Origin of the sequence: Rhodococcus rhodochrous, from assembly GCF_014854695.1 — a bacterium.
Taxonomy (GTDB): Bacteria; Actinomycetota; Actinomycetes; order Mycobacteriales; family Mycobacteriaceae; genus Rhodococcus.
Genome location: NZ_CP027557.1, coordinates 4,305,897 through 4,326,084, shown reverse-complemented (window position 1 = coordinate 4,326,084; position 20,188 = coordinate 4,305,897). Strand labels below are relative to the sequence as shown.

Annotated in this window: 19 protein-coding genes and 3 riboswitches; of the genes, 7 read left to right on the top strand and 12 right to left on the bottom strand. The window is 67.7% G+C overall.

Annotated elements, in window-relative coordinates:
* Nucleotides 1-98 precede the first annotated feature (98 nt).
* Nucleotides 99-290: riboswitch (cobalamin riboswitch) on the top strand.
* A 53-nt stretch (nucleotides 291-343) separates the two neighbouring features.
* Together cobN and cobF are read left to right on the top strand one after the other, a co-directional pair.
* Nucleotides 344-3,943, top strand: a complete 3,600-nt coding sequence (gene cobN / locus C6Y44_RS19975) for a cobaltochelatase subunit CobN (protein WP_159417646.1) — start codon at nucleotides 344-346, stop codon at nucleotides 3,941-3,943.
* Entirely contained in the window at nucleotides 3,940-4,686 is a 747-nt protein-coding gene (cobF, locus tag C6Y44_RS19970; protein WP_016691524.1) for a precorrin-6A synthase (deacetylating), read from the top strand. The genes cobN and cobF overlap by 4 nt, the downstream gene beginning before the upstream one ends.
* Here the strand turns inward: cobF and C6Y44_RS19965 are convergent.
* The gene (locus tag C6Y44_RS19965; RefSeq protein ID WP_159417647.1) at nucleotides 4,669-5,460 is read right to left on the bottom strand and encodes a class I SAM-dependent methyltransferase; all 792 of its coding nucleotides are present in this window, start codon (nucleotides 5,458-5,460) and stop codon (nucleotides 4,669-4,671) included. The two genes, cobF and C6Y44_RS19965, sit on opposite strands and share 18 nt — an antisense overlap.
* Nucleotides 5,461-5,519: 59 nt before the next feature.
* Nucleotides 5,520-5,657, bottom strand: coding sequence for a hypothetical protein (locus C6Y44_RS19960; protein ID WP_016691526.1), 138 nt, complete (start codon nucleotides 5,655-5,657; stop codon nucleotides 5,520-5,522).
* Nucleotides 5,658-5,782: 125 nt separating this feature from the next.
* On the opposite strand from C6Y44_RS19960, the gene C6Y44_RS19955 reads away from it, so the two are divergent.
* A complete protein-coding gene (locus C6Y44_RS19955) occupies nucleotides 5,783-6,583 on the top strand; it encodes an SDR family NAD(P)-dependent oxidoreductase (protein WP_016691527.1) in 801 nt (266 codons plus the stop codon).
* Between the two features lies 1 nt (nucleotide 6,584).
* Here C6Y44_RS19955 and C6Y44_RS19950 read toward each other — a convergent pair whose 3' ends face one another.
* On the bottom strand, nucleotides 6,585-7,118 hold the full coding sequence (locus C6Y44_RS19950) for an Rv2732c family membrane protein (protein ID WP_016691528.1): 534 nt from the start codon (nucleotides 7,116-7,118) through the stop codon (nucleotides 6,585-6,587).
* 177 nt (nucleotides 7,119-7,295) lie between these two features.
* Between C6Y44_RS19950 and C6Y44_RS19945 the strand changes: the two genes are divergently transcribed.
* The 4 genes from C6Y44_RS19945 (at nucleotide 7,296) to C6Y44_RS19930 (ending at nucleotide 11,516) form a co-directional block, all read left to right on the top strand.
* A complete protein-coding gene (locus C6Y44_RS19945) occupies nucleotides 7,296-8,198 on the top strand; it encodes an SDR family oxidoreductase (RefSeq protein WP_159417648.1) in 903 nt (300 codons plus the stop codon).
* Between the two features lie 213 nt (nucleotides 8,199-8,411).
* Nucleotides 8,412-8,608: riboswitch (cobalamin riboswitch) on the top strand.
* Nucleotides 8,609-8,686: 78 nt separating this feature from the next.
* Nucleotides 8,687-9,694, top strand: coding sequence for an ABC transporter substrate-binding protein (locus C6Y44_RS19940; protein WP_174247113.1), 1,008 nt, complete (start codon nucleotides 8,687-8,689; stop codon nucleotides 9,692-9,694).
* The gene (locus tag C6Y44_RS19935) at nucleotides 9,694-10,746 is read left to right on the top strand and encodes a FecCD family ABC transporter permease (RefSeq protein WP_145692369.1); all 1,053 of its coding nucleotides are present in this window, start codon (nucleotides 9,694-9,696) and stop codon (nucleotides 10,744-10,746) included. The genes C6Y44_RS19940 and C6Y44_RS19935 overlap by 1 nt, the downstream gene beginning before the upstream one ends.
* Entirely contained in the window at nucleotides 10,743-11,516 is a 774-nt protein-coding gene (locus C6Y44_RS19930) for an ABC transporter ATP-binding protein (RefSeq protein WP_159417649.1), read from the top strand. Before C6Y44_RS19935 ends, C6Y44_RS19930 begins: the two co-directional genes overlap by 4 nt.
* Before the next feature lie 21 nt (nucleotides 11,517-11,537).
* Here the strand turns inward: C6Y44_RS19930 and C6Y44_RS19925 are convergent, their stop codons facing one another.
* The 9 genes from C6Y44_RS19925 to C6Y44_RS19885 all read right to left on the bottom strand — a co-directional run bounded on the left by C6Y44_RS19925 (nucleotide 11,538) and on the right by C6Y44_RS19885 (nucleotide 20,033).
* Nucleotides 11,538-12,098, bottom strand: coding sequence for a DUF7676 family protein (locus tag C6Y44_RS19925; RefSeq protein ID WP_159417650.1), 561 nt, complete (start codon nucleotides 12,096-12,098; stop codon nucleotides 11,538-11,540).
* Nucleotides 12,095-12,757, bottom strand: coding sequence for a (2Fe-2S)-binding protein (locus C6Y44_RS19920; protein WP_159417651.1), 663 nt, complete (start codon nucleotides 12,755-12,757; stop codon nucleotides 12,095-12,097). The genes C6Y44_RS19925 and C6Y44_RS19920 overlap by 4 nt, the downstream gene beginning before the upstream one ends.
* Nucleotides 12,750-13,580: an ABC transporter ATP-binding protein gene (locus tag C6Y44_RS19915; protein ID WP_225623612.1), complete on the bottom strand. Its 831-nt coding sequence runs from the start codon at nucleotides 13,578-13,580 to the stop codon at nucleotides 12,750-12,752. The genes C6Y44_RS19920 and C6Y44_RS19915 overlap by 8 nt, the downstream gene beginning before the upstream one ends.
* Nucleotides 13,581-13,606: 26 nt before the next feature.
* On the bottom strand, nucleotides 13,607-14,710 hold the full coding sequence (locus C6Y44_RS19910) for a FecCD family ABC transporter permease (protein ID WP_159417652.1): 1,104 nt from the start codon (nucleotides 14,708-14,710) through the stop codon (nucleotides 13,607-13,609).
* Entirely contained in the window at nucleotides 14,707-15,903 is a 1,197-nt protein-coding gene (locus C6Y44_RS19905) for an ABC transporter substrate-binding protein (protein WP_159417653.1), read from the bottom strand. The genes C6Y44_RS19910 and C6Y44_RS19905 overlap by 4 nt, the downstream gene beginning before the upstream one ends.
* Before the next feature lie 40 nt (nucleotides 15,904-15,943).
* A riboswitch (cobalamin riboswitch) is annotated at nucleotides 15,944-16,064 on the bottom strand.
* 18 nt (nucleotides 16,065-16,082) lie between these two features.
* Nucleotides 16,083-16,901, bottom strand: coding sequence for a glycosyltransferase family 2 protein (locus C6Y44_RS19900; RefSeq protein WP_159417654.1), 819 nt, complete (start codon nucleotides 16,899-16,901; stop codon nucleotides 16,083-16,085).
* Nucleotides 16,898-17,890, bottom strand: coding sequence for a glycosyltransferase (locus C6Y44_RS19895; protein WP_159417655.1), 993 nt, complete (start codon nucleotides 17,888-17,890; stop codon nucleotides 16,898-16,900). The genes C6Y44_RS19900 and C6Y44_RS19895 overlap by 4 nt, the downstream gene beginning before the upstream one ends.
* The gene (locus tag C6Y44_RS19890; protein ID WP_159417656.1) at nucleotides 17,887-18,966 is read right to left on the bottom strand and encodes a glycosyltransferase; all 1,080 of its coding nucleotides are present in this window, start codon (nucleotides 18,964-18,966) and stop codon (nucleotides 17,887-17,889) included. The genes C6Y44_RS19895 and C6Y44_RS19890 overlap by 4 nt, the downstream gene beginning before the upstream one ends.
* Nucleotides 18,963-20,033, bottom strand: coding sequence for a glycosyltransferase family protein (locus tag C6Y44_RS19885; protein ID WP_159419142.1), 1,071 nt, complete (start codon nucleotides 20,031-20,033; stop codon nucleotides 18,963-18,965). The genes C6Y44_RS19890 and C6Y44_RS19885 overlap by 4 nt, the downstream gene beginning before the upstream one ends.
* Nucleotides 20,034-20,188 lie beyond the last annotated feature (155 nt).

Genomic DNA, 20,188 nt, shown 5'->3' with positions numbered 1-20,188 from the left:
CATGCGGGCGAAGGATTCCGGGGCACCGATCGGGAGGGCGAGAGGGTGGCAGAGCATCCACGGACGCACATGGTTGCACACCTTTCCGGACAGGTGCGCTACTCTCGGTTTGCCGTGGTGCTCGGGAAGCCGGTGGGAAACCGGCGCGGCCCTCGCCACTGTGAGCGGATAGTTGCTCGCCCTCGTCCGTACCGGTCCGCCGGTTCGGAGGCCACTGGAGGAATCCGGGAAGGTCGGCGGAGCAGCGACGACCCGTCAGCCAGGAGACCGGCCACGGCACGTGAGGTCCACGAGGGTTTTGGAGACTGAACATGGCTGTACGCCTGTGTTTTCGGGTTGCGTCGTGACGCGCCTGACTTTGTTGTCGACGTCCGACACCGACCTGCTGTCGGCGCGGTCGAGCGGTGCCGACTGGGTGCTCGGCAACCCGTCGCGCCTCGACGTGTCCACCGAACTGCCCGCTCTGCTCGACGGATCCGACCTGGTCGTGGTGCGGATCCTGGGTTCCGCCCGCAGCTGGCGATCGGGGCTCGACACCGTGCTCGCCGCGGGTGTCCCGGTGATCGTCCTCGGCGGCGAACAGACCCCGGACGCCGAGCTCATGGAGCATTCGACGGTGCCGATCGGCATCGCTGCCGAAGCGCATCGCTATCTCGCACACGGCGGCCCGGCCAATCTCGGGCAGCTCCACGCCTTTCTGAACGACACCGTGTTGCTCGGTGGTGACGGTTTCGAACCGCCCGCCGAGCTGCCCGAATGGGGTGTGCTCGACCGTCCCGAATCGTCCGGCGGCGCGCGGTTGCCGCGCGTCGGCGTGTTGTTCTACCGAGCCCACCACACCAGCGGAAACGTCCAGTTCGCACACGACCTCGCCGACGCGATCGACGCGACCGGCACGGCTCGTGGCGTCGTGATCCACTGCGCGTCGCTGCGCGGTGCGCTCGACGACCTGCTCGCCGAACTCGGCACCCTCGACGCGCTGGTCGTGACGGTGCTGGCGGCCGGTGGCACCCGACCCGCCACCGTGAGCGCGGGAGGTGAGGACGAGGCGTGGGACGTCGGAGCGCTCGCCGCGCTCGACATCCCGATCCTGCAGGCCCTGTGCCTGACGTGGAGTCGCGGCGACTGGGCGGAATCGGACGACGGTGTGTCACCGCTCGATTCGGCCACGCAGATCGCCGTCCCCGAATTCGACGGGCGCATCATCACGGTGCCGTTCTCGTTCAAGGAACTCGACGCCGACGGCCTGCCCCGCTACGTCACCGACCCGGAACGGTGTCGACGTGTCGCCGGTATCGCGGTGTCGCACGCACGATTACGGCATGTACCTCCGGCACAGCGCCGGATCGCAGTCATGTTGTCCGCCTATCCGACCAAGCATTCCCGTGTCGGCAATGCCGTCGGCCTCGACACGCCGGTGTCGGCGATCCGGATGCTGCGCGCGCTGCGCGATGCCGGATACGACCTGGGAGACGGCTTCCCCGGCATGGACGTCGAGGACGACACCGAGGCCGGAAACGCCCTCATCCACGCCCTGATCGATGCCGGCGGGCAGGACGAGGAATGGCTCACCGCCGAGCAACTCGCCGGAAATCCGGTGCGGGTGAGCACCTCCGACTACCTTCGGTGGACCGACGGTCTACCGGCCGAGCTCACCGACGCCATGATCGAAGCGTGGGGACCGGCACCGGGACGGTTGTTCGTCGACGGTGACGCCATCGTGCTGGCGACCCTGCAAGCCGGCAACGTGGTGCTTATGATCCAGCCGCCCCGCGGATTCGGCGAGAATCCGGTGGCGATCTACCACGATCCCGACATGGCACCCTCGCACCACTACCTCGCCGCCTACAAGTGGGTCGAGCACGGCTTCGGTGCCGACGCCGTGGTGCATCTCGGCAAACACGGGTCGATGGAGTGGCTGCCGGGCAAGAACGCGGGTCTGTCCGCCGCCTGCGCGACCGACGCCGCGATCGGTAACCTGCCGCTGATCTACCCGTTCCTCGTCAACGATCCGGGCGAAGGGGCGCAGGCCAAACGCCGAGCGCACGCGACGATCGTCGACCACCTCATCCCGCCCATGGCGCGCGCCGAATCCTACGGCGACATCGCTCGTCTCGAACAGCTGCTCGACGAGTACTCGAACATCGCCGCGATGGATCCGGCGAAACTGCCCGCGATCCGGGCGCAGATCTGGACGCTCATCCAGGCGGCGAAGCTGGACCACGATCTCGGACTCGACGACCGCCCGCACGACGCCGAATTCGACGACTTCCTGTTGCACGTCGACGGATGGTTGTGCGAGGTCAAGGACGCGCAGATCCGCGACGGCCTGCACGTCCTCGGCGACGCGCCGACCGGCGAGGCGCGAGTGAATCTCGTGTTGTCGATACTGCGGGCCGCGCAGGTGTGGGGCGGCAGGAGCAACGCCGTCCCGGGTCTGCGCACCGCACTCGGGCTGAAGTCCGATGCTCCGTCGAAGGAGGTCGACGCCGTCGAGAGCGTCGCGCGGTCGCTCGTGCAGGCCATGGAGGACGACGGCTGGAACGCCGGGTCATCTGCACGCATCGTCGAAACCGTGCTCGGCCATCCTGATTCCGAGGTCGCGAGGGTGCTCACCTTCGCTGCCGACGAAGTGGTTCCCCGCCTCGCGGGCACGAGAGCCGAACTCGACGCGGTGCTGCACGCACTCGATGGTGGATACGTCCCGGCCGGTCCGTCCGGCTCGCCCTTGCGCGGCCTGGTCAACGTGCTGCCGACCGGGCGCAACTTCTACACCGTCGACCCGAAAGCCGTCCCGAGCCGGCTCGCCTACGACACCGGTGTCGCGTTGGCGGACAATCTGATCGGGCGGTATCTCGCCGACACGGGGGAGTACCCGCAGTCGGTCGGCCTGTCGGTGTGGGGGACCTCGGCGATGCGCACCGCCGGCGACGACATCGCCGAAGTGCTCGCACTCATCGGTGTGCGGCCGGAATGGGACGCCGAGTCGCGTCGGGTGCGCGAACTGACCGTGATCCCGCTCGAGGAACTCGGCCGGCCCCGCATCGACGTCACGGTCCGGATCTCCGGCTTCTTCCGGGACGCGTTCCCACACGTCATCGGGATGCTCGACGACGCGATCCGCATGGTCGCCGCCCTCGACGAACCCGACGAGCAGAACTACGTGCGAGCCCACGCTCGGCGGGACGAAGCCGAACACGGCGACGCCGACCGTGCGGTACGGCGCATCTTCGGATCGAAGCCCGGCTCGTACGGTGCCGGCATCCTGCAACTCATCGACTCAGGCAACTGGCGTACCGACGCCGATCTTGCCGAGGTCTACACGGCCTGGGGCGGATTCGCCTACGGGCGTGGGCTGCACGGTGTTCCGGCCGCCGACGACATGCGTGCGAACTATCGACGGATCGCGGTGGCGGCGAAGAACACCGACACCCGCGAACACGACATCGCCGACTCCGACGACTACTTCCAGTACCACGGCGGCATGGTCGCAACGGTGCGGGCGCTGACGGGCACCGACCCGAAGGCATACATCGGCGATTCCACCACCCCCGATGCGGTGCGCACCCGCTCACTGGCGGAGGAGACCGCACGGGTCTTCCGCGCTCGGGTCGTCAACCCGCGGTGGATCGGTGCGATGCGCCGGCACGGCTACAAGGGCGCATTCGAACTCGCCGCGACCGTCGACTACCTGTTCGGCTACGACGCCACCGCCGGTGTGGTCGAGGACTGGATGTACGAGTCGCTCGCACAGAACTATGCGCTCGACCCGGAGAACCAGCAGTTCCTCCGCGAAGCGAATCCGTGGGCGCTGCGCGGGATCGTCGAACGGCTCACCGAGGCGGCCGATCGCGGGCTGTGGTCCGAACCGGATCCCGAGACGATGAACAGACTGCAGCAGGCCTATCTCGACGTCGAGGGCGATCTCGAGGACCGGGGGTGAGGGTTCGGCTCATCGGGATCGGCCCCGGGGGACCGGACGATCTCACGGTGGCGGCGGTGCGCGCCCTCGAGAGCGTCGACGTCTTCCTCGTGCCCGACAAGAAGCGGGGCGTGGACGATCTCGTGGCGGTCCGCGAAGAGATCCTGCGCCGTCACACTTCCGGCTCCTATCGGATGGTCGTGGTGCCCGACCCGCCCCGCGACCGGAACCCGGAGCGCTACGGAGACGAGGTGCGCGACTGGCACGCCGCCCGCGCCGAGGCATACGAGACCGTTCTGCTCGAACAGGTTCGGGAGGACGAGACGGTCGGCTTCCTGGTCTGGGGGGATCCGAGCCTGTACGACAGCACGATCCGCGTCGTCGAACGCATCCTCGAACGCGGGAGGGTGTGGTTCGACTACGACGTCGTTCCCGGTATCAGCAGCGTGCAACTGCTCGCGGCCCGACATCGTCTCGTGCTCAACACCATCGGTGGGCCGATCACCGTGACGACCGGTCGTCGGTTGCTTCGGGACGTCGCAGCGGGTGCGTCGAACATCGTGGTGATGCTCGACAGCGGCCTTGCCTGCGCCGACCTCGACGGGACATGGAGCATGTGGTGGGGCGCGAATCTGGGAACCGACGACGAAGAACTCGTCGCGGGCAAGCTGGCCGAGGTGCTTCCCGCGATCCGTGAGGCCCGTGTCCGGGCCAAGCAGGCCCGCGGCTGGGTGATGGACACCTATTTACTGCGGCGAGGGTGAGTTCCGTTCGTCCGGAACCGTTCCCCGCGCATACCAGGCGCGGGCGTCGAGCGAGAACGGTCCGGACGGAAGAGCAGCCCGGCAGGCATCACGCACTGCGACGCGGTGCCTTTCGGCCATCGAGACCAGGTGCCGACCGGCCGGTCCCACACCGAACGTGAAGGGTTCCCAGAAGTCGGAGAAATCGGCGTAATCGGCGCGCGCGGACAGGGCGCCGCCGACCACCTCGTGCAGACCCGCCCGCCGAAACCGCTCGGCGATGTCGCCTTCGCTGGTACCGGGCAGTGTCCTCTCACCCGGAGTGCCGGGCTCGACCGTTCCCACTGCGGTCCAGAAGACGCGGAGCATCGTCATCCCGCCGGCGGTGGTGTCCCACATGCACGCGGCGACGGTGCCGCCCGGACGGGTCACCCGCACCATCTCCCGCACACCCAGTTCGGGATCGTTCATGAATCCGAGAACCAACGATGCCAGGGTGACGTCGAACGTTCCGTCCGGCCACGGCAGGTTCTCGGCCACCCCGACGCGGACGTCGATCTCCGGTGCGATCTGCCGGCACGCCGCCGCGAACTGGGTAGCGGGATCGATCGCTGCGACGTTCGCTGCACCGACCCGGGCGACCAGTTCACGGGTGAGCCCACCCGGTCCGCATCCCACGTCGCAGACCCGATGCCCGCCCCTCACCCCACCCGCGTCCGCCAGGGCGGGCGCGAGCGTCGCTGCGTAGCGGCCCATGAAGCGGTTGTACTGTTCGGCCGGTCCGGCGAACTGCATGTACTCAACCTATCGGCCCGATCGGTGGCCTCGTGGCCGTTCACATCGTCCGGATCGGGTCACTTCTCGTCGTCGTCCGAACGCTCGACCACCTCGGGGGCGTTCTCCCGGGTCGCCATACCGCCGTTGCGACCGTGATCGACCGGACCCGGCGGGTCCTTGCGCACCTCGTCGTCCTTCTTCTTCGACGTCGTCACTTCTACCTCCGTACGCTGGGCCGACTCGTGTCCGGGCGGATACCCGCAGACGTGCACGCGCACACTTCGGGTGGCGTCGGGTCGCCGGACCGGATTGACTGGACCCAACGACACGAGGAGGCAGCATGCAGATCCGTGACAGGGTTTTCGTCGTCACCGGTGGAGGCAACGGAATCGGACGCGACGTCGTCCTCGAACTCCTCGTGCGTGGGGCGCGGGTCGCGGCGGTCGACCTCCGCGCCGAGGCTCTCGACGGCACCCGTGCCCTGGCGGTCGCGTACGACGACCGTCTGACCACCCACACGGTCGACGTTTCCGATCGCGCCGCCGTCGAAGCCCTGGTGGGCGAGGTGACCGCAGCACACGGGCGGGTCGACGGGGTCGCCAACGTCGCCGGCATCATCCAGAAGTTCGTCCCGTTCGCAGACCTGCCGTACGACGAGATGAACAAGGTGCTCGACGTCAACTACTGGGGCGTCGTCCATATGTGCAAGGCGTTCCTCCCCGAGCTGCTGAGCCGTCCCGAGGCGAGCCTGCTCAACGTGTCGAGCATGGGTGCCTTCGTGCCGGTGCCGGGCCAGTCGGTCTACGGCGCGAGCAAGGCGGCGGTCAAGCTGCTCACCGAGGGCCTGTACGCCGAACTGCGCACGACGAAGGTCGCGGTGACGCTGGTGTTCCCCGGCGCCGTCCGCACCGGCATCGCCGAGAACTCCGGTGCCGCGATCCCGGGACGCAACACCGATGCCTCCGTCAGGATCACCTCGTCCGCCGAGGCCGCACACAGGATCGCCGACGCGATCGAGAAGGGCACCTTCCGGGTGTGCATCGGCAAGGACGCGATGATGCTCGACCTGCTCGCCCGGCTCGTGCCGCGTCGCAGCATCGAGTTCCTGGCGAAGAAGATGGGCTCGCTCGTCGAGCGCTGACCTACCGTCGACCGGTCCGCAGCGGATGCGGCCGGGGCGGGACGTCCGTGGGCGACCGGCTCAGCACGATCGGCAACCACTGCGACGTCATCACGATCATCACCAGCCATTCGGCGATCAACGCCACGGTCGGATGATGCGGTGCGTTCGTGATCATCCCCGCCTGCGACCAGTACGCCAACAGCCCGAAGAACGACGACAGCCCCGAGCCGAGCATCGCGAGCGACGCCAGCTTCCACCGTCGCAGCCACAACGCCAGCGTCGAGATCACCACCCCGAACACCAGGGCCAGGACCGCGAAGATCCGCAGCGGCACCGCTACGGGCGCGGTGTCGCCGAACCAACTGCCGAAGACCGTCCACGACCATGCCGACGACGTCTGTGGAAGCAACATGCACACCGTCAGGACGACGACGCAGATCGCCAGGACCCGTCCGCGGCGACCGGCGTCGAACTCCCCGGCGACCTTCTTCTCGATCCGGGCGAAGTCGTTCCGATAGGCCGACAGGTCTGCGCTCGTACCGTCCGCGCTCATGCCTCGACCTCTCCGTTCCGACACATGGGTGGCCATTATGCGCCGGAGGCCGATGTGACCTCGCTCATGTCGTCCACCTGCAATGATGCTCCGGCACCCCCGTCGGGGCGGGTGCCGGTGTGGCGCCGCGGTGCACCGGGTACCGCCCCTTACGAACCCGATCGAGGGAGGGCGAGAATGCCGGACCAGGACCAGTACCGCATGCAGCACCCGGGGGAGCAGCACCCGGTTCCACCGCTCGAGGAGCAACCGGAGATCGCCTACCCCGGCGCGACCGCCGATCTGCTCTCCGCCCCGGACCACGGGGAGGCGACGTACCGGGGGAGCGGACGACTCGAAGGTCGTCGCGCCCTGATCACCGGCGGTGATTCCGGTATCGGACGGGCGGTCGCGGTCGCCTTCGCGCGGGAGGGTGCCGACGTCGTCCTGGCCTATCTCGACGAGGAGGACGAGGACGGCAAGCGGACCGCCGAACTCGTCGAGCAGGCGGGACGCCGCGCGGTGCGCATGCCCGGCGACATCCGAGTGGAGGAGTTCTGCCGGCGATTGATCGACACGACGGTGTCCGAACTCGGCGGCATCGACATCCTCGTCAACAACGCCGCCTATCAGCATCTCGAACCCGGCGGCATCGGCGACATCTCCACCGAGCAGTTCGACCGCGTGATGAAGACGAACCTCTACGCCCTGTTCTGGCTGTCGAAGTACGCGGTCGCCGCGATGGCGCCGGGTTCGACGATCGTCAACACCACCTCGATCCAGGCGGTGAGCCCGTCGCCGGGTCTGCTCGACTACGCAACCACGAAGGCCGGCATCGTCGACTTCACCAAGGGCCTCGCCTCCGACGTGGCGGGCAAGGGCATCCGCGTCAATGCGGTTGCACCCGGCCCGATCTGGACACCCCTCATTCCCGCGACCATGCCGAAGGACGCGTACGAGCAGTTCGGCAAGGACACCCCGCTCGGTCGCCCCGGCCAACCCGCCGAACTCGCCCCGGCCTACGTCTTCCTCGCCTCCCAGGAGTCGAGCTACATCACCGGGGAGACCATCGCCGTCACCGGCGGGGTCCCGTTCACCTGAGGATCAGAGCGCGAAATGGTCATCGGAGCGCGTAACAACGCGTACCGATGACCATTTCGCGCTCCGGAGTTCACGAGGACTGCATGTCGAGCAGTTCCGACACCGTCACGAAACGGTAGTCTTCGGCGCGCATGCGACGACGAGGGTTCTTCGGCCGGATGCCATTCGGATATGGTGCCTCATCCGGTGTCGATGGGTGGCGGACGCCCGGTTGCGCGGTTCCGGGACCGACGTCGGGTCTTGTACTGTTCGTAGCGACGTAGGGAACAACGGTGCGAATCCGTGGCTGTCCCGCAACTGTCACCGAGGAGTGATCCCCCAACAGCATGGTCACGGCCCATACGGGTTGGAAGGCCGGGGGCGAGCGTCGATCCGGGAGCCAGGACACCTGCGTCGCCGAAGCAGGACCCACGAGGATGGACATGAACAATTCGATATTCACCGCCCGTACGAGGCGGTATTCGGTGGTGCGCGTCGGCGTCGCATTGATGGCGGCGGCGCTGACCGTGTCGGGATGCTCGTCGAACGACGAACAATCGACTCCGCCCGAGCCGGACACAGCCGCGTCGGCGTACCCGCTCACCATCGAGAACTGCGGCAGGACGCTCACCGTCGACGCGCCACCACAGCGGGCGGTGTCCCTGAATCAGGGGTCCACCGAGATCCTGCTGTCGCTCGGTCTCGCCGACCGCATGGTCGGCACCGCGACCTGGACCGATCCCGTTCGGGAGAACCTCGCCGACGAGAACGCGAAGGTTCCGCGTCTGGCCGACAACAAGCCGTCCTTCGAGATCGTGCTCGACACGGAACCGGATTTCGTCTCGGCGTCCTTCGGCGGCACACTCGGCGCCGGTGGGGTTGCCGAACCTTCACAGTTCGAACAACTCGGGGTGCCTGCCTACCTCTCGCCCACCGATTGCGACGGCAAGGACGACAACAGCGTCAACGCCGACGGCAACCGCACCGAACCGCTGACCATGGGCGCGGTGTACAAGGAGATCCGCGACCTCGCCGCGATCTTCGACGTACGTGAGCGCGGTGAGGAGTTCGTCGCCGAACTCGAACAGCGATACGGAAGCGTGTCGGGGCAGGTGAACGCGGCCGGCGTGTCGCTCGCCTACTGGTTCGCCGACATCGAGACACCCTATGTGGCGGGTTGCTGCGGGTCGTCGGGAATCATCACCGATTCGGTCGGAGCGAAGAACGTCTTCGACGACACCACCAACGAGTGGCCCCAGGTGAGCTGGGAATCGATTCTCGACCGCAACCCGACCGCACTCGTGCTGGCCGACCTGAGTCGCCGGAGCGTCACCGGGGACGCTCTGGACAGCAAAATCGAGTTCCTGGAATCGAATCCGGTCACCCAGCGCCTGAGCGCGGTGCAGAACCGGCGGTACATCGTGGTCAACGGCGCCGACCTGAATCCGTCCATCCGCACGGTCGACGGCATCGAGAAGGTCGCCGACGCCCTGCGCGAGTGGAATCTCGACAGCTGATGGTGACGTCCACTGCCCGGCGACCCTCGAAGGGGCGCCGGGCTCCGGTGGCCGGTGTCGTGGTGGTCGCGGGGCTGATCGTTCTCGCACTGTCGATCGCCGTGACCGTCACGATCGGCCCGGCGGAGTTGTCCGTCGTCGACGTGTACGCGGTGATCTTCGACCGTCTCGGCCTGGCCGACAGTTCCGTCACCGCGATTCGGGAAGGGATCGTGTGGGAACTGCGTCTCCCGCGCACCTTGCTCGCCGCGGTGTGCGGTGCCGGACTCGCGGTGTGTGGCGTGATCATGCAGTCGTTGTTACGTAATCCGTTGGCGGATCCCTTCGTGCTCGGCATCTCCTCGGGCGCCTCGACCGGCGCGGTGATGATCGCAGTGCTGGGCATCGGCGGAGGTGCCGTGTCGTTGTCGGGCGGAGCCTTTCTCGGGGCACTCGTCTCCTTCGCACTCGTGCTGCTGCTGGCGACCGGGGCAGGGGGCGGGACCTCCCGTGTGGTGCTGGCCGGAGTGGCAGGAACACAACTGTTCTCGGCGCTGACATCGTTCATCGTCATCTCCTCCGCCGACGCGGAACGCACTCGGGGAGTGTTGTTCTGGCTACTCGGTTCCCTGAGCGGAGCAACCTGGACCGACGTCGTGCTCTGCGGAGCGGTCTGCGCCGCCGGAATCGTGGTGTGCCTGGTGAAGGCGTCGTCGCTGGACGCCTTCACATTCGGGTCGTCGACCGCCGCGACCCTCGGGATCGCGGTCGGACGTACCCGTCTGCTGTTCCTCATGGTGACGGCGTTGATCACCGCCGTCCTGGTCAGTGCAGCAGGGGCGATCGGGTTCGTCGGGCTGGTGCTGCCCCATGCGGCCCGTTTCCTGGTCGGTCCACGCCACAGCCGTCTGGTCCCGGTCACCGCCGTCGTCGGGGCGGTCTTCATGGTGTGGGTCGATGCGGTCGCCCGCACCGTCTTCGCACCGCAAGAGGTTCCCGTCGGTGTGGTGACCGCACTGATCGGCGTGCCGGCCTTCGCACTGATCCTCTTCCGTACGAGGAGTACTCCGTGACACTGTCCGCAAAGTCGCTGCGGTGGAGCCGCGGCGGACATCTCGTCGTCGACGACGTGACGATCGATCCTGTACCCGGAGAGACGATCGGGCTTCTCGGACCGAACGGCTCGGGCAAGTCGTCGTTGCTCCGCCTGCTGGCCGGAGTCGATCGTCCGGACTCGGGTGCGGTGACGCTCGATGGCACCGATATCCACAGCCTCGGACGTCGCGTCCTGGCGCGCCGGGTCGCAATGGTCGCGCAGCACGCACACACCGAGGTCGACATCCGGGTACGGGATGTCGTGCGGCTGGGAAGAATTCCGCACGCCGATGTCCTCGGGCGCGACGACGGGGGAGACGCCGCCATCGCACATGCGCTCGAGGTGACCGGGATGACCGAACACGCCGACCGGTTGTGGCGAGCGATGTCGGGTGGTGAACGTCAGCGCGCACAGATCGCCCGAGCTCTGGCGCAGGAACCCGAAGAACTGTTGCTCGACGAACCGACCAACCACCTCGACATCCAACACCAGCTCGACATCCTCGAACGGGTCGTAGCGTTGCCGGTGACGACCTACGTCGCGCTGCACGATCTCAATCTCGCGGCGATGTTCTGTGATCGAGTGGTGGTGCTCGAGAAGGGGCGGGTCGTTGCTCACGGCGCTCCGGCCGAGGCGCTGACGGAACAGATGATCCGACAGGTATACGGAGTGCGTGCCGCGGTCTCCTACGAAGGGGGGACACCCGTCATCCGTTACCACCGGATTCGCGCCTCGTCCTACACGTAGCAGGATTGCCGTGCGACATGGTCACGAGTGACGGAAGCCCTTGCCGGTGCGGTCCCGCGGATCGGGTTCCAGCCCCAGAAACTCCGCGCGGATGCGGTCCCACGCCTCGAGGTGTTCCCAGACCGGTTCATCGGTCAGCTGCTGGGCGTTGGTGAGGAACGGGGTGGGCAGCATGATCGTGAGCATCTGCTCGTCCCGCCCGTTGAACATGCGCAGACCCCAGGAGGTGACGGTGTCGTCCTTGCCGATCCTGCGATACAGCTCTGCTCGGCCACAGCGGCGGATCCGGCCCATTTCGGGGCCGCTCGCGGTGTGTTCGCCGATGCACAGATGGAAATGCCACCGGCCGAAATCGACGGTGACGTACCCGTCGTACATCCCGATCTTCCTCGGCGCGTTCGGGGCCGCGACCTCCAGTGCCGAGCCCTCGATGAGCAGGCCGAACCACATGTCGTCCCAGTAGTTTTCGAACAGCAACGTCACCAGCCGCAGCAGGCTGTCCTCGTCGGTGGGCAACGGCCAGCGCTGTTCACGCCCACCGTCCTCGGTGGTGATGATCTCGGGGTCGAACACGACGGTCACGGAATCTCCTTCGGTATGTGTCGGGGTGGCGCGGGGAAGACGCAGTCGCTGCACACACCGCCGGACGGTGTCCGGTAGTACAAGCAGCAACTGCGCCGGCGACCGGTGGATCGGTCGATGGTGTGAACGAGTCGCGGATCCTGCAGCAGTGCGTCGACGAGCGGCCGGGCTTCGTCGCCGATGACTCGTCGGGCACCGATCAGTGCGGAGGCGGTGTTGCCCCACAGAGCGCCCGGCGCCACGAGATCACGCCACGCGTCGATCAGCGGTTCGATCTGGGTGTCGAGCACTTCCGTTGCAGGGTCGCTTCCGAATTCGGGGGTGACGATGTGCAACTGCAGACCGGAATCGTCGCGCCACAGCAACTCGTCGGGATCGAGCCGAACGCAGCGACCGGAGGTGATGACGGTACCGACCGCGACCGACCACAGTCGCGCGACGAAACCGAAGAACAAGGTGGACGCCGCGACCCGCGGCTCTGCGGTGTTCATGCGTTCCGACATCGCACGGACCAGCGCATCGCGAGTCGCGGCATCTCGTAGTTCGGAGGTCGGGCGCCAGCCCGCGTCCACCGGTCCGGTACCGACACGGAAGTACGGGCTCCACGCGGTGATTCGCTCGAGCACCCCGCGCGCGCCGGATACTGCTGGGTCAGACACTGCTGTCCTCCGGTTTCAGATCGAACACCATCGTGCGCGAATCGAACCGCATCCGCCCCCGATCGAATGCCGCCCCGATCCGTCCGGACTCGGCCAGCGCCGCCGGCGTATCGCACGTCAAGGTCCGGTCGGTGCCCAGCAGCCACATCCTGTCGGCTACGCGCAAGGCGAGTTCGAGTTCGTGCGTGGACATCACCACAGCCAAGTTCTGTTCCCGAGCGAGACGCCCGAGGACGTCCACCAGTTCGACCCGCGACGGAACGTCGAGGAAGGAGGTGGGTTCGTCCAGGACGAGCAGCGACGGATCCTGAGCCAGGGCACGGGCGGTGAGAGAACGTTGCCGTTGACCGTCGGACAGTTCGGAGAACTGCCGGGATGCGAGGCGGGTCGCGCCGACCGCCTCGAGCGCCTCGTCCACCGCGGCCAGATCTTCGGGCGACAGCCGTGCGCTGGCGGGCAGGTGCGGTGTGCGGCCGAGCGCGACCAGTTCGCGCACCGTGAGCAGGCCGGGGTCGATGCGCTCGGTGAGCACCACCGAGATGCGGGTGGCGAGGTCGGCGGGCTTCACCGTCGCCACGTCCTCACCGTCGATGAGCACCCGACCGCGCAGCGCCGGTTGCAGGCCGCACAACGTCCGGAGCAACGTCGACTTTCCTGCACCGTTCGGCCCGACGAGGGCGGTGAGTTCGCCGCGTCGGGCCACTGCCGAGAGACCGGACGCCACCTCGGTGACCGTTCCGCGTCGCAGTGCCCGACGCCGGGTGTAACCGATCGTGAGGTCGTGCAGTTCCACACCCGGGGTCACGGTGCTACTCGGGATCACAGTGCTGCTCCCCGTGCTATTCGGGGTCACAGTGCTGCTCCCAGTGCTCCGCGTCGGCTGCGGATGAGAACGGCGATCACGACGGGAGCGCCGACGATGGCGGTGACGGCGTTGAGGGGGAACACCGTGTCGGTACTGGGCATCTGGCTCACGATCCCGCAGACGAGGGCGAGTACGGCTCCGAGCAACGCGACACCGGGAAGCAGTATGCGATGGTCCGAGGTGCCGAAGGCCATGCGGGCCAGATGCGGGACGATCAATCCGAGAAATCCGATCGGGCCGCAGAACGCGGTGGTGGCCCCGGCCAGGAGAGCGGCCGACACCACGGTGGTGAGGCGGACGACGCGAATATCGATGCCCATGGACCGGGCGTAGCCCTCACCGAGCAGCAGCGCATTGAGCGCGCGCACGGTGAGCAGTGCGACGGCGATCCCGCCGAGCACGACAGGGACGAGCAACTTCAGATCCGACCACGTCGTGGCCGTGAAGCTCCCGAGTCCCCACACCAGGAACTGCTGGCTGCGCTGCGGGTCCGAATACACCAGCAGTACCGAGACGACGGCTGTGGTCGCCGATCCGAGCATCACTCCGATGAGCAACAGGGTCACGGCCGACCGCACCCACCGCGACAGCAATACGATCAGCAGGAGAACCGCAGCCGCCCCCAGCGCCGCGGCGAGCACCACACCCGCACGCCCGAGACCCGCCAGGCCTGCGGTGAAGCCACTCGCTCCGCCGCCGCCGATCACCACGACGATCGCCACGCCGAGACTCGCGCCGGAACTGGCACCGAGGATGAACGGGTCCGCCAGAGCGTTCCGGAACAGCGTCTGCATCTGCAGACCCGCGATCCCCAGCGCCGCCCCGACCGCGATCGCGGTGATCGTTCGCGGTAGCCGCAGGTCACGAACCACCATGCTCCAGCGCGGATCCGATGCTTCCTGGCCGAACAGGACCCGGAGGGTCTCGCCGAGCGGCACCGTCACCGAACCCAGTGTCACCGACAGAATCGTTGCCGCCGCCAGTCCCACGATCAGCGCCGTGAACACGAGCGAGACCCGTCCGGTCCCCGGCGGCGAATCGGGCGCGGACTCGGTCGCGGCAGGGGACGCCCCGAACACGGCGGTCATGCCGGTAGCTGCTGGTAGAACGTGAACTCGTGGTCGGGCAACAGGTCGGGATGCAGAATTGCCACGAGGTCCGAGAGGATCAGATCGGGTCGCAAGACGCCCCGCTCGTAGAAGTCGTTGCCCCCGTGGGGGCCGAGAGCCTTGTTCCCGTTCCATACCCGGCCGGTGCCGACAGCGGCCAGCGAGCGGTACCGTTCGTCGTCGGCGAGTGCGTCACCGATCGACGTCCAGTTGTTCACCACGAGCCAGGTCGGCGCATCGGATGCTTCGGCGACCACAGCCTCGAAGTCGAGGGGAAGCGAGCCGGCGGTGGTCACGTCCTGCCACGGCCACTGCGCACCGGCGTCGCTGAACAACCGGCCCATGAAGCTGCCGCCGGAGGACATGTACCACGTGCCCTGTGCCATCCCACCCAGCAGAACGGGAGCCGGTTCCACGTCGGAGGCTTTCGCCGCCACATCGAGATAACGGTTCCGGATATCGTCGTAGACCTGTGCCGCCTCTTTCTCCTTGCCGGTCAGCGCGGCCATCACCTTGATCCACTCTGCGCGTCCCAGCGGAGATGCCTCGAGCCACTCGGCATTGGCGACCACGCCGATTCCGGCCTCCCGCAGCTGGGCGTAGGCGGGATCGTCGGTGCCGCCGGTCATGAGAACGTCGGGTGCAGCGAGCACCACGGCTTCGGTGTCGATGTTGCCGCCCGCGGCATACTCGGCGACGGCGCCCGATTCGATGCGTTCGATCACGGCGGGGTCGGAGACATAGGAGCCGTTCGAGACGCCGCTGAGAACGTCGAGCGCATCGAGTTCGGTCACCAGTGGCAGGTGGGTGGTCGAACCCGAATACAAGCTCGTGATCGGCACCTGAATCTGCTGGGCCGCGGCCAGCTCGCCCGACAGCTCCGGAGCAGGTGCACCGCACTTGACCAGCACGTACGACTCCGGTGGTGCCGCGGAGAACGGTTCGTTCACGGTGAGAACCTGGTAGCTCTTCTCGTAGGTGATCGAGAAGTTCTCGGCGTCGACGATCTCGGACTTGTCGGGGAAATAGTCGACCGAGGGGTCGAAGTCGGTGATACACCCGTCCGAGGCGTCGTTCTCGGTATCGGATGCGGTCGTCGAACACCCGGCGAGCAGAAGACTCGCCGAGGTCAGCGCGACCAGGAGCTTCGGGAAGGCTGCGCGTACACGCATGGCGATCACGCCCTCTCTCGGGGAAGTCCGCCCCGGGCAAGGAGGTACGGCGACGGGAGTATCTGGCTCCCGGAGATCGCTCTCCGGTCACAGTGGCGGGACCGCGCCGGAATCGCACCGGCTTCCTCTGGCGTCGTCGTAATGACGGTGCCGAAATTAGCACACGCCGTGATACCAGTTCACGGTCGAGTGCGTGCCCATCGCCGCTCCCGGGTGTCGAAAGCGGCGAGACCGAGACGCTCGAACTCGTCGAGCCACCCCCGCATCGGCCACCAGCCCCAACGTTGGTGGAACAGCGCGGCGTTGGTGAGGATGTCGTCGAGATGCTCGACCGGTGGGCTCGATACCGGGTGGTACTGGTGGAAGGCGTGGGCGCCGCCGACCCAGGCCATCGGGACTCCGGCGCGCGCGGCCTTCTGCCCGAAATCGGTGTCCTCGCCGCCGTATCCGCTGTAGGCGGTGCAGAACCCGCCGATGCGGTCCCACACGAGCGACCGGGCCGCGAACGACAGCGACCAGAACAACTCGTGCCTGTCGTCCAGCACGATCTCACCCGAGGAGGGGAAGGGACGTGCCGGATGCGGATCGATCGAGTCGCCCAACCGGTCGAGATCGTAGCCGCCGGTGTCCGGTTCGGACAGATAGGTGACCGGACCGTTGAGCAGCGCAGCCGGGTGCCGGCCGGCCGCCTCGGCATACCGTTCGATGAGGTCGGGAGCGGGGATGCAGTCGACGTCGAGGAAGACGAGCAGATCCGACGACGCCCTCCGCGCACCCAGATTCCGCGCCTCCCCGACCGGCAGTTTCGCGGAGTCGACGTCCATCTCCACCACCCACGCAGACGATCCCGCAGCGGCGACCACCTCCGCGACCTCCGGATCGCCCATTGCGACGACGATGTGCTCGTCGGGTGTCCGGGTGCTGCGGGCGAGGCCGTCGAGTTGCCGTCGCAGATGCGTGCCGCGACCCGCGGCGACGGTGACGACCGAGACCGTCATGACCTCTCCGCAAGTTCGTCCACAATCGCCGCCGCGCGCCCCGCGGCACCGTCCACCTGCCAGCGTTTCCATTCGACGGGGTCGAGGCCGCGTGCTCGCTCGATCAGTTCGGGCCAGCGGTCCGGGTCGGGCCACCCGTCGAGACCCACCGCGAGTCCGGCCTTGTCCAGAGCCGTTGCGGTGGAGTGCTGTTCGTCGAACGGTCGGGGCTCGGCGATGACGACTGCCGGTCGCGCGGCGGCCGCGATGTCGGCGACGGTGTTCTGGCCCGCGTGCCCGATCACGACGTCGGCGCCGGTGAGGACGGGCCACGGGTCGTCGATCCACGGGCCGCCCGCGACACCGAGACCCTCCCATTCGTATTGGGGAAGGCGCGACGAGAACCGGTGCAGGTCGTCGACGGTGATCGACGATCCGCCGCTGCCGCTCATGACGAGGACCCTCGGCTTCTCGCCGGCCACAGGGGTGGGGGACGGGCGACCGTCGAAACGGCTGATGCCGCCGACGTACGAGGTTGGATACCGGCGCAGCCAGCGCGGGTCGTAGACCTCCTGCGACCACGGTGCGACGAGATGGTCGGCGACGCTGTAGGCCAACGTGTGCGCGGTGTCGGTGCGGTCACCCGGCATCGCGAGCACCACCACGGGGATGCCGTACAACCGGGCGAGGAGCGTCACCTCCACCGACACGTCCACCACCAGTAGGCTCGGGCGCGTCGCGGCGATCCACGATCCCAGTGCGTGCATGCGCTCGCGGAGACCGTCGTCGTGGGCGGGTACCCAATGGAGGACGTCGTGGGCCGTCGGGTTCTGCGCGGTGTCGATGGCGAGGTCGTCGCGGGGGAGAAGCACCACGTCGTCGAAGGCGTCGGCGGCGGTGCCGAGCGGCACCGACGACAATGCTGTCACCGGCGTCCGCAGATGCGCGCAGATGCTGCTCGCACGGGTGCGGTGTCCGTGCCCGTGGTGATGGATGTAGTAGCCGATCATGCCGCTCCCGCGAGTTCCCGATACAGCGAGACGTACGCGTCGACCATCGTGCGTTCCGAACAGCGTTCCTCCGCGCGGCCCCGGGCGGAGGAACGGGACAGGCCGGCCGCGCGGGGTATCGCCGCGGCCAGGCCGTCGATGTCGTCCGGCGCGACCAGGCATCCGCTGCTCTCGTCGACGACCTCCGGGATGCCGCCGCGCGCGAAGGCCACCACGGGTGTCCCGCACGCGAGGGACTCGGCGACGACGAGCCCGTACGGTTCGTCCCATTGCGGGGTGATGAGTGCTGCTGCCGAACGTCCCACCGCGGCAGCGAGATCCGGCTGGGAGAGGTGACCGAGATAGATCACGTCGGGACCGAGGAACGGTTCGACGTGTTCCGCGAAGTACCTGCGGTTGCTGATCGGGCCCGCGATCCGCAGCCGGTAACCGGCTCGGCGCGCGGCCTCGATCGCGAGATGCGCGCCCTTCTCCGGTACGAGGCGGCCGAACCAGATCAGGTCCTCGCCACCCGAACCGACCGGCCACGCTCCGAGATCGACACCGTTGGGCACGACCGCCACCGGACCGGGCGTGGCATGTTCCCAGGCCGTCGCGGTGTGCCGGCTGACCGCGACGAATGTGCCCGGGCACTCACCCGGCGTCGCCATCGCCGACTCGAGCCACGGTGTCGGCGGCGTGTGCAGCGTGCAGAGCAACGGAGTGCGCAACATGCGGGCCATCGCGATCGGCAGGTAGTGCAGGCTGTGGTTGTGCACGACGTCGAAGGCAGCGGCGGACGGTCCGGCGAGATCGAGCATCAGCGACAGGTAGGCGTGGTGGTCGCCGAGGAAGCCGTTCGCCGGGGGCATCGACACATCGCTGCGTGCGAGTTCGCCGGCCTCGAAGGACGGCACCTCGAAGAACGAGGCCGGAAGGTCCGGATCGGATCCCGGTGCGGCGAAGAGCGTCACCTCGTGGCCGTCCTTGCCGAGCGCGTGGGCGAGATGCCACACGTGTGCTTCGAGTCCGCCGGCGAAGGGCTGGCGGATCGGATACCGGTTCGACGCGATGAGCGCGATGCGCAACGGCGTCATGATCCGCTCCGGCCGCTCATCGCACGCAGGTAGATGTCACGATGGGCGCGGGCCAGCGCGCGACGCTCGTCCATACGTTGCGACCAGTCGGCTCGCGGAAGATCCCTGCTCTCGTACAGTTCTCGCACACACCGGTCGAGCGAGTCGGCGTCGAAGGTGTCCTCGTCGTAGGTGTACACACCGCACCGGCGTTGCTCACCGTAGAAGCCGCAACTCGGCGCGACCACCGCGGTGCCGAGGTCGAAACACGCCTCGAGCCAACCCGAATGGGTTCCGAAACGGTAGGGCAGCACCGACACCGACAGATCCGAGAGGTACTGCCACAGTTCGTCGTCGGAGAAGTACGGATGCACCCGCACGTCCACCCGGGGTTGCTCGCCGTACTGCAGGATGCGGGAACCGGCTTCCGGGTTGTACCAGTACGCATTGTCGGGATCGAAGATCTCGTCGTGCACGTTGATCTGCAACACCGCATCGGGAAGCGAGCGCACGGTCTCGGCCAGCGTGTCGAGCACCGGGAACAGATCCATGTTCGCGCGCAGGCTCTTCGCGTGGACTCCCACGACGAACGGACTCTCGTCGCGACGCGGTCGCTCGAGCCAGTGCTGTTCGACGACGTGCGGATGCGGCAGGACCGTCGCCTCCCGTCCCCAGCGCAGACGGATCCGCTCGGCAGCGCCCGGCGTGAGGGTGATCAGTTCGTCCGCCGCCGGGATCAGCACGTCGAGTTGCTTGTGGTGTTCACCGGGCGTGGGATGGTGCGGGTTCCGCAGGTCGTGCACCGTGTACACGAGAGGCTTGTCGTGCTCGGCGAGGTCGGCGACGACGTCCTGCAGTTGCTCCGCGCCGATCGCGTCGAAACCGAAATGGATGTGGAAGACGTCGAATTCCTCGTGGTGGTCGCTCACCCAGCCCGGTTCGAGCATCAACGGTGGCCACCAGCCGCCGGGCACCTTGCGGCCGTCGGCGGGAACCGGATCCGTCAACCGGATCACGTCGTCGCCCTCCGGGCACGCGAGGTGCCTCACGTAGACGTGCGACGCAGGAACCGACGCGACTCGAATCACCACAGCCGACCCTCTTCTCACTCACGCGACATCCGGCGTACACACCGAAAGGCCGGGAACGCCGTCCCCGGCCATCGTCCGGTGCACTGCGACTACCCCTGCGGGACGGCCTTCACACGTCCCTGCCCGACTCGTCCGGTCTTCACTAGGGTGGC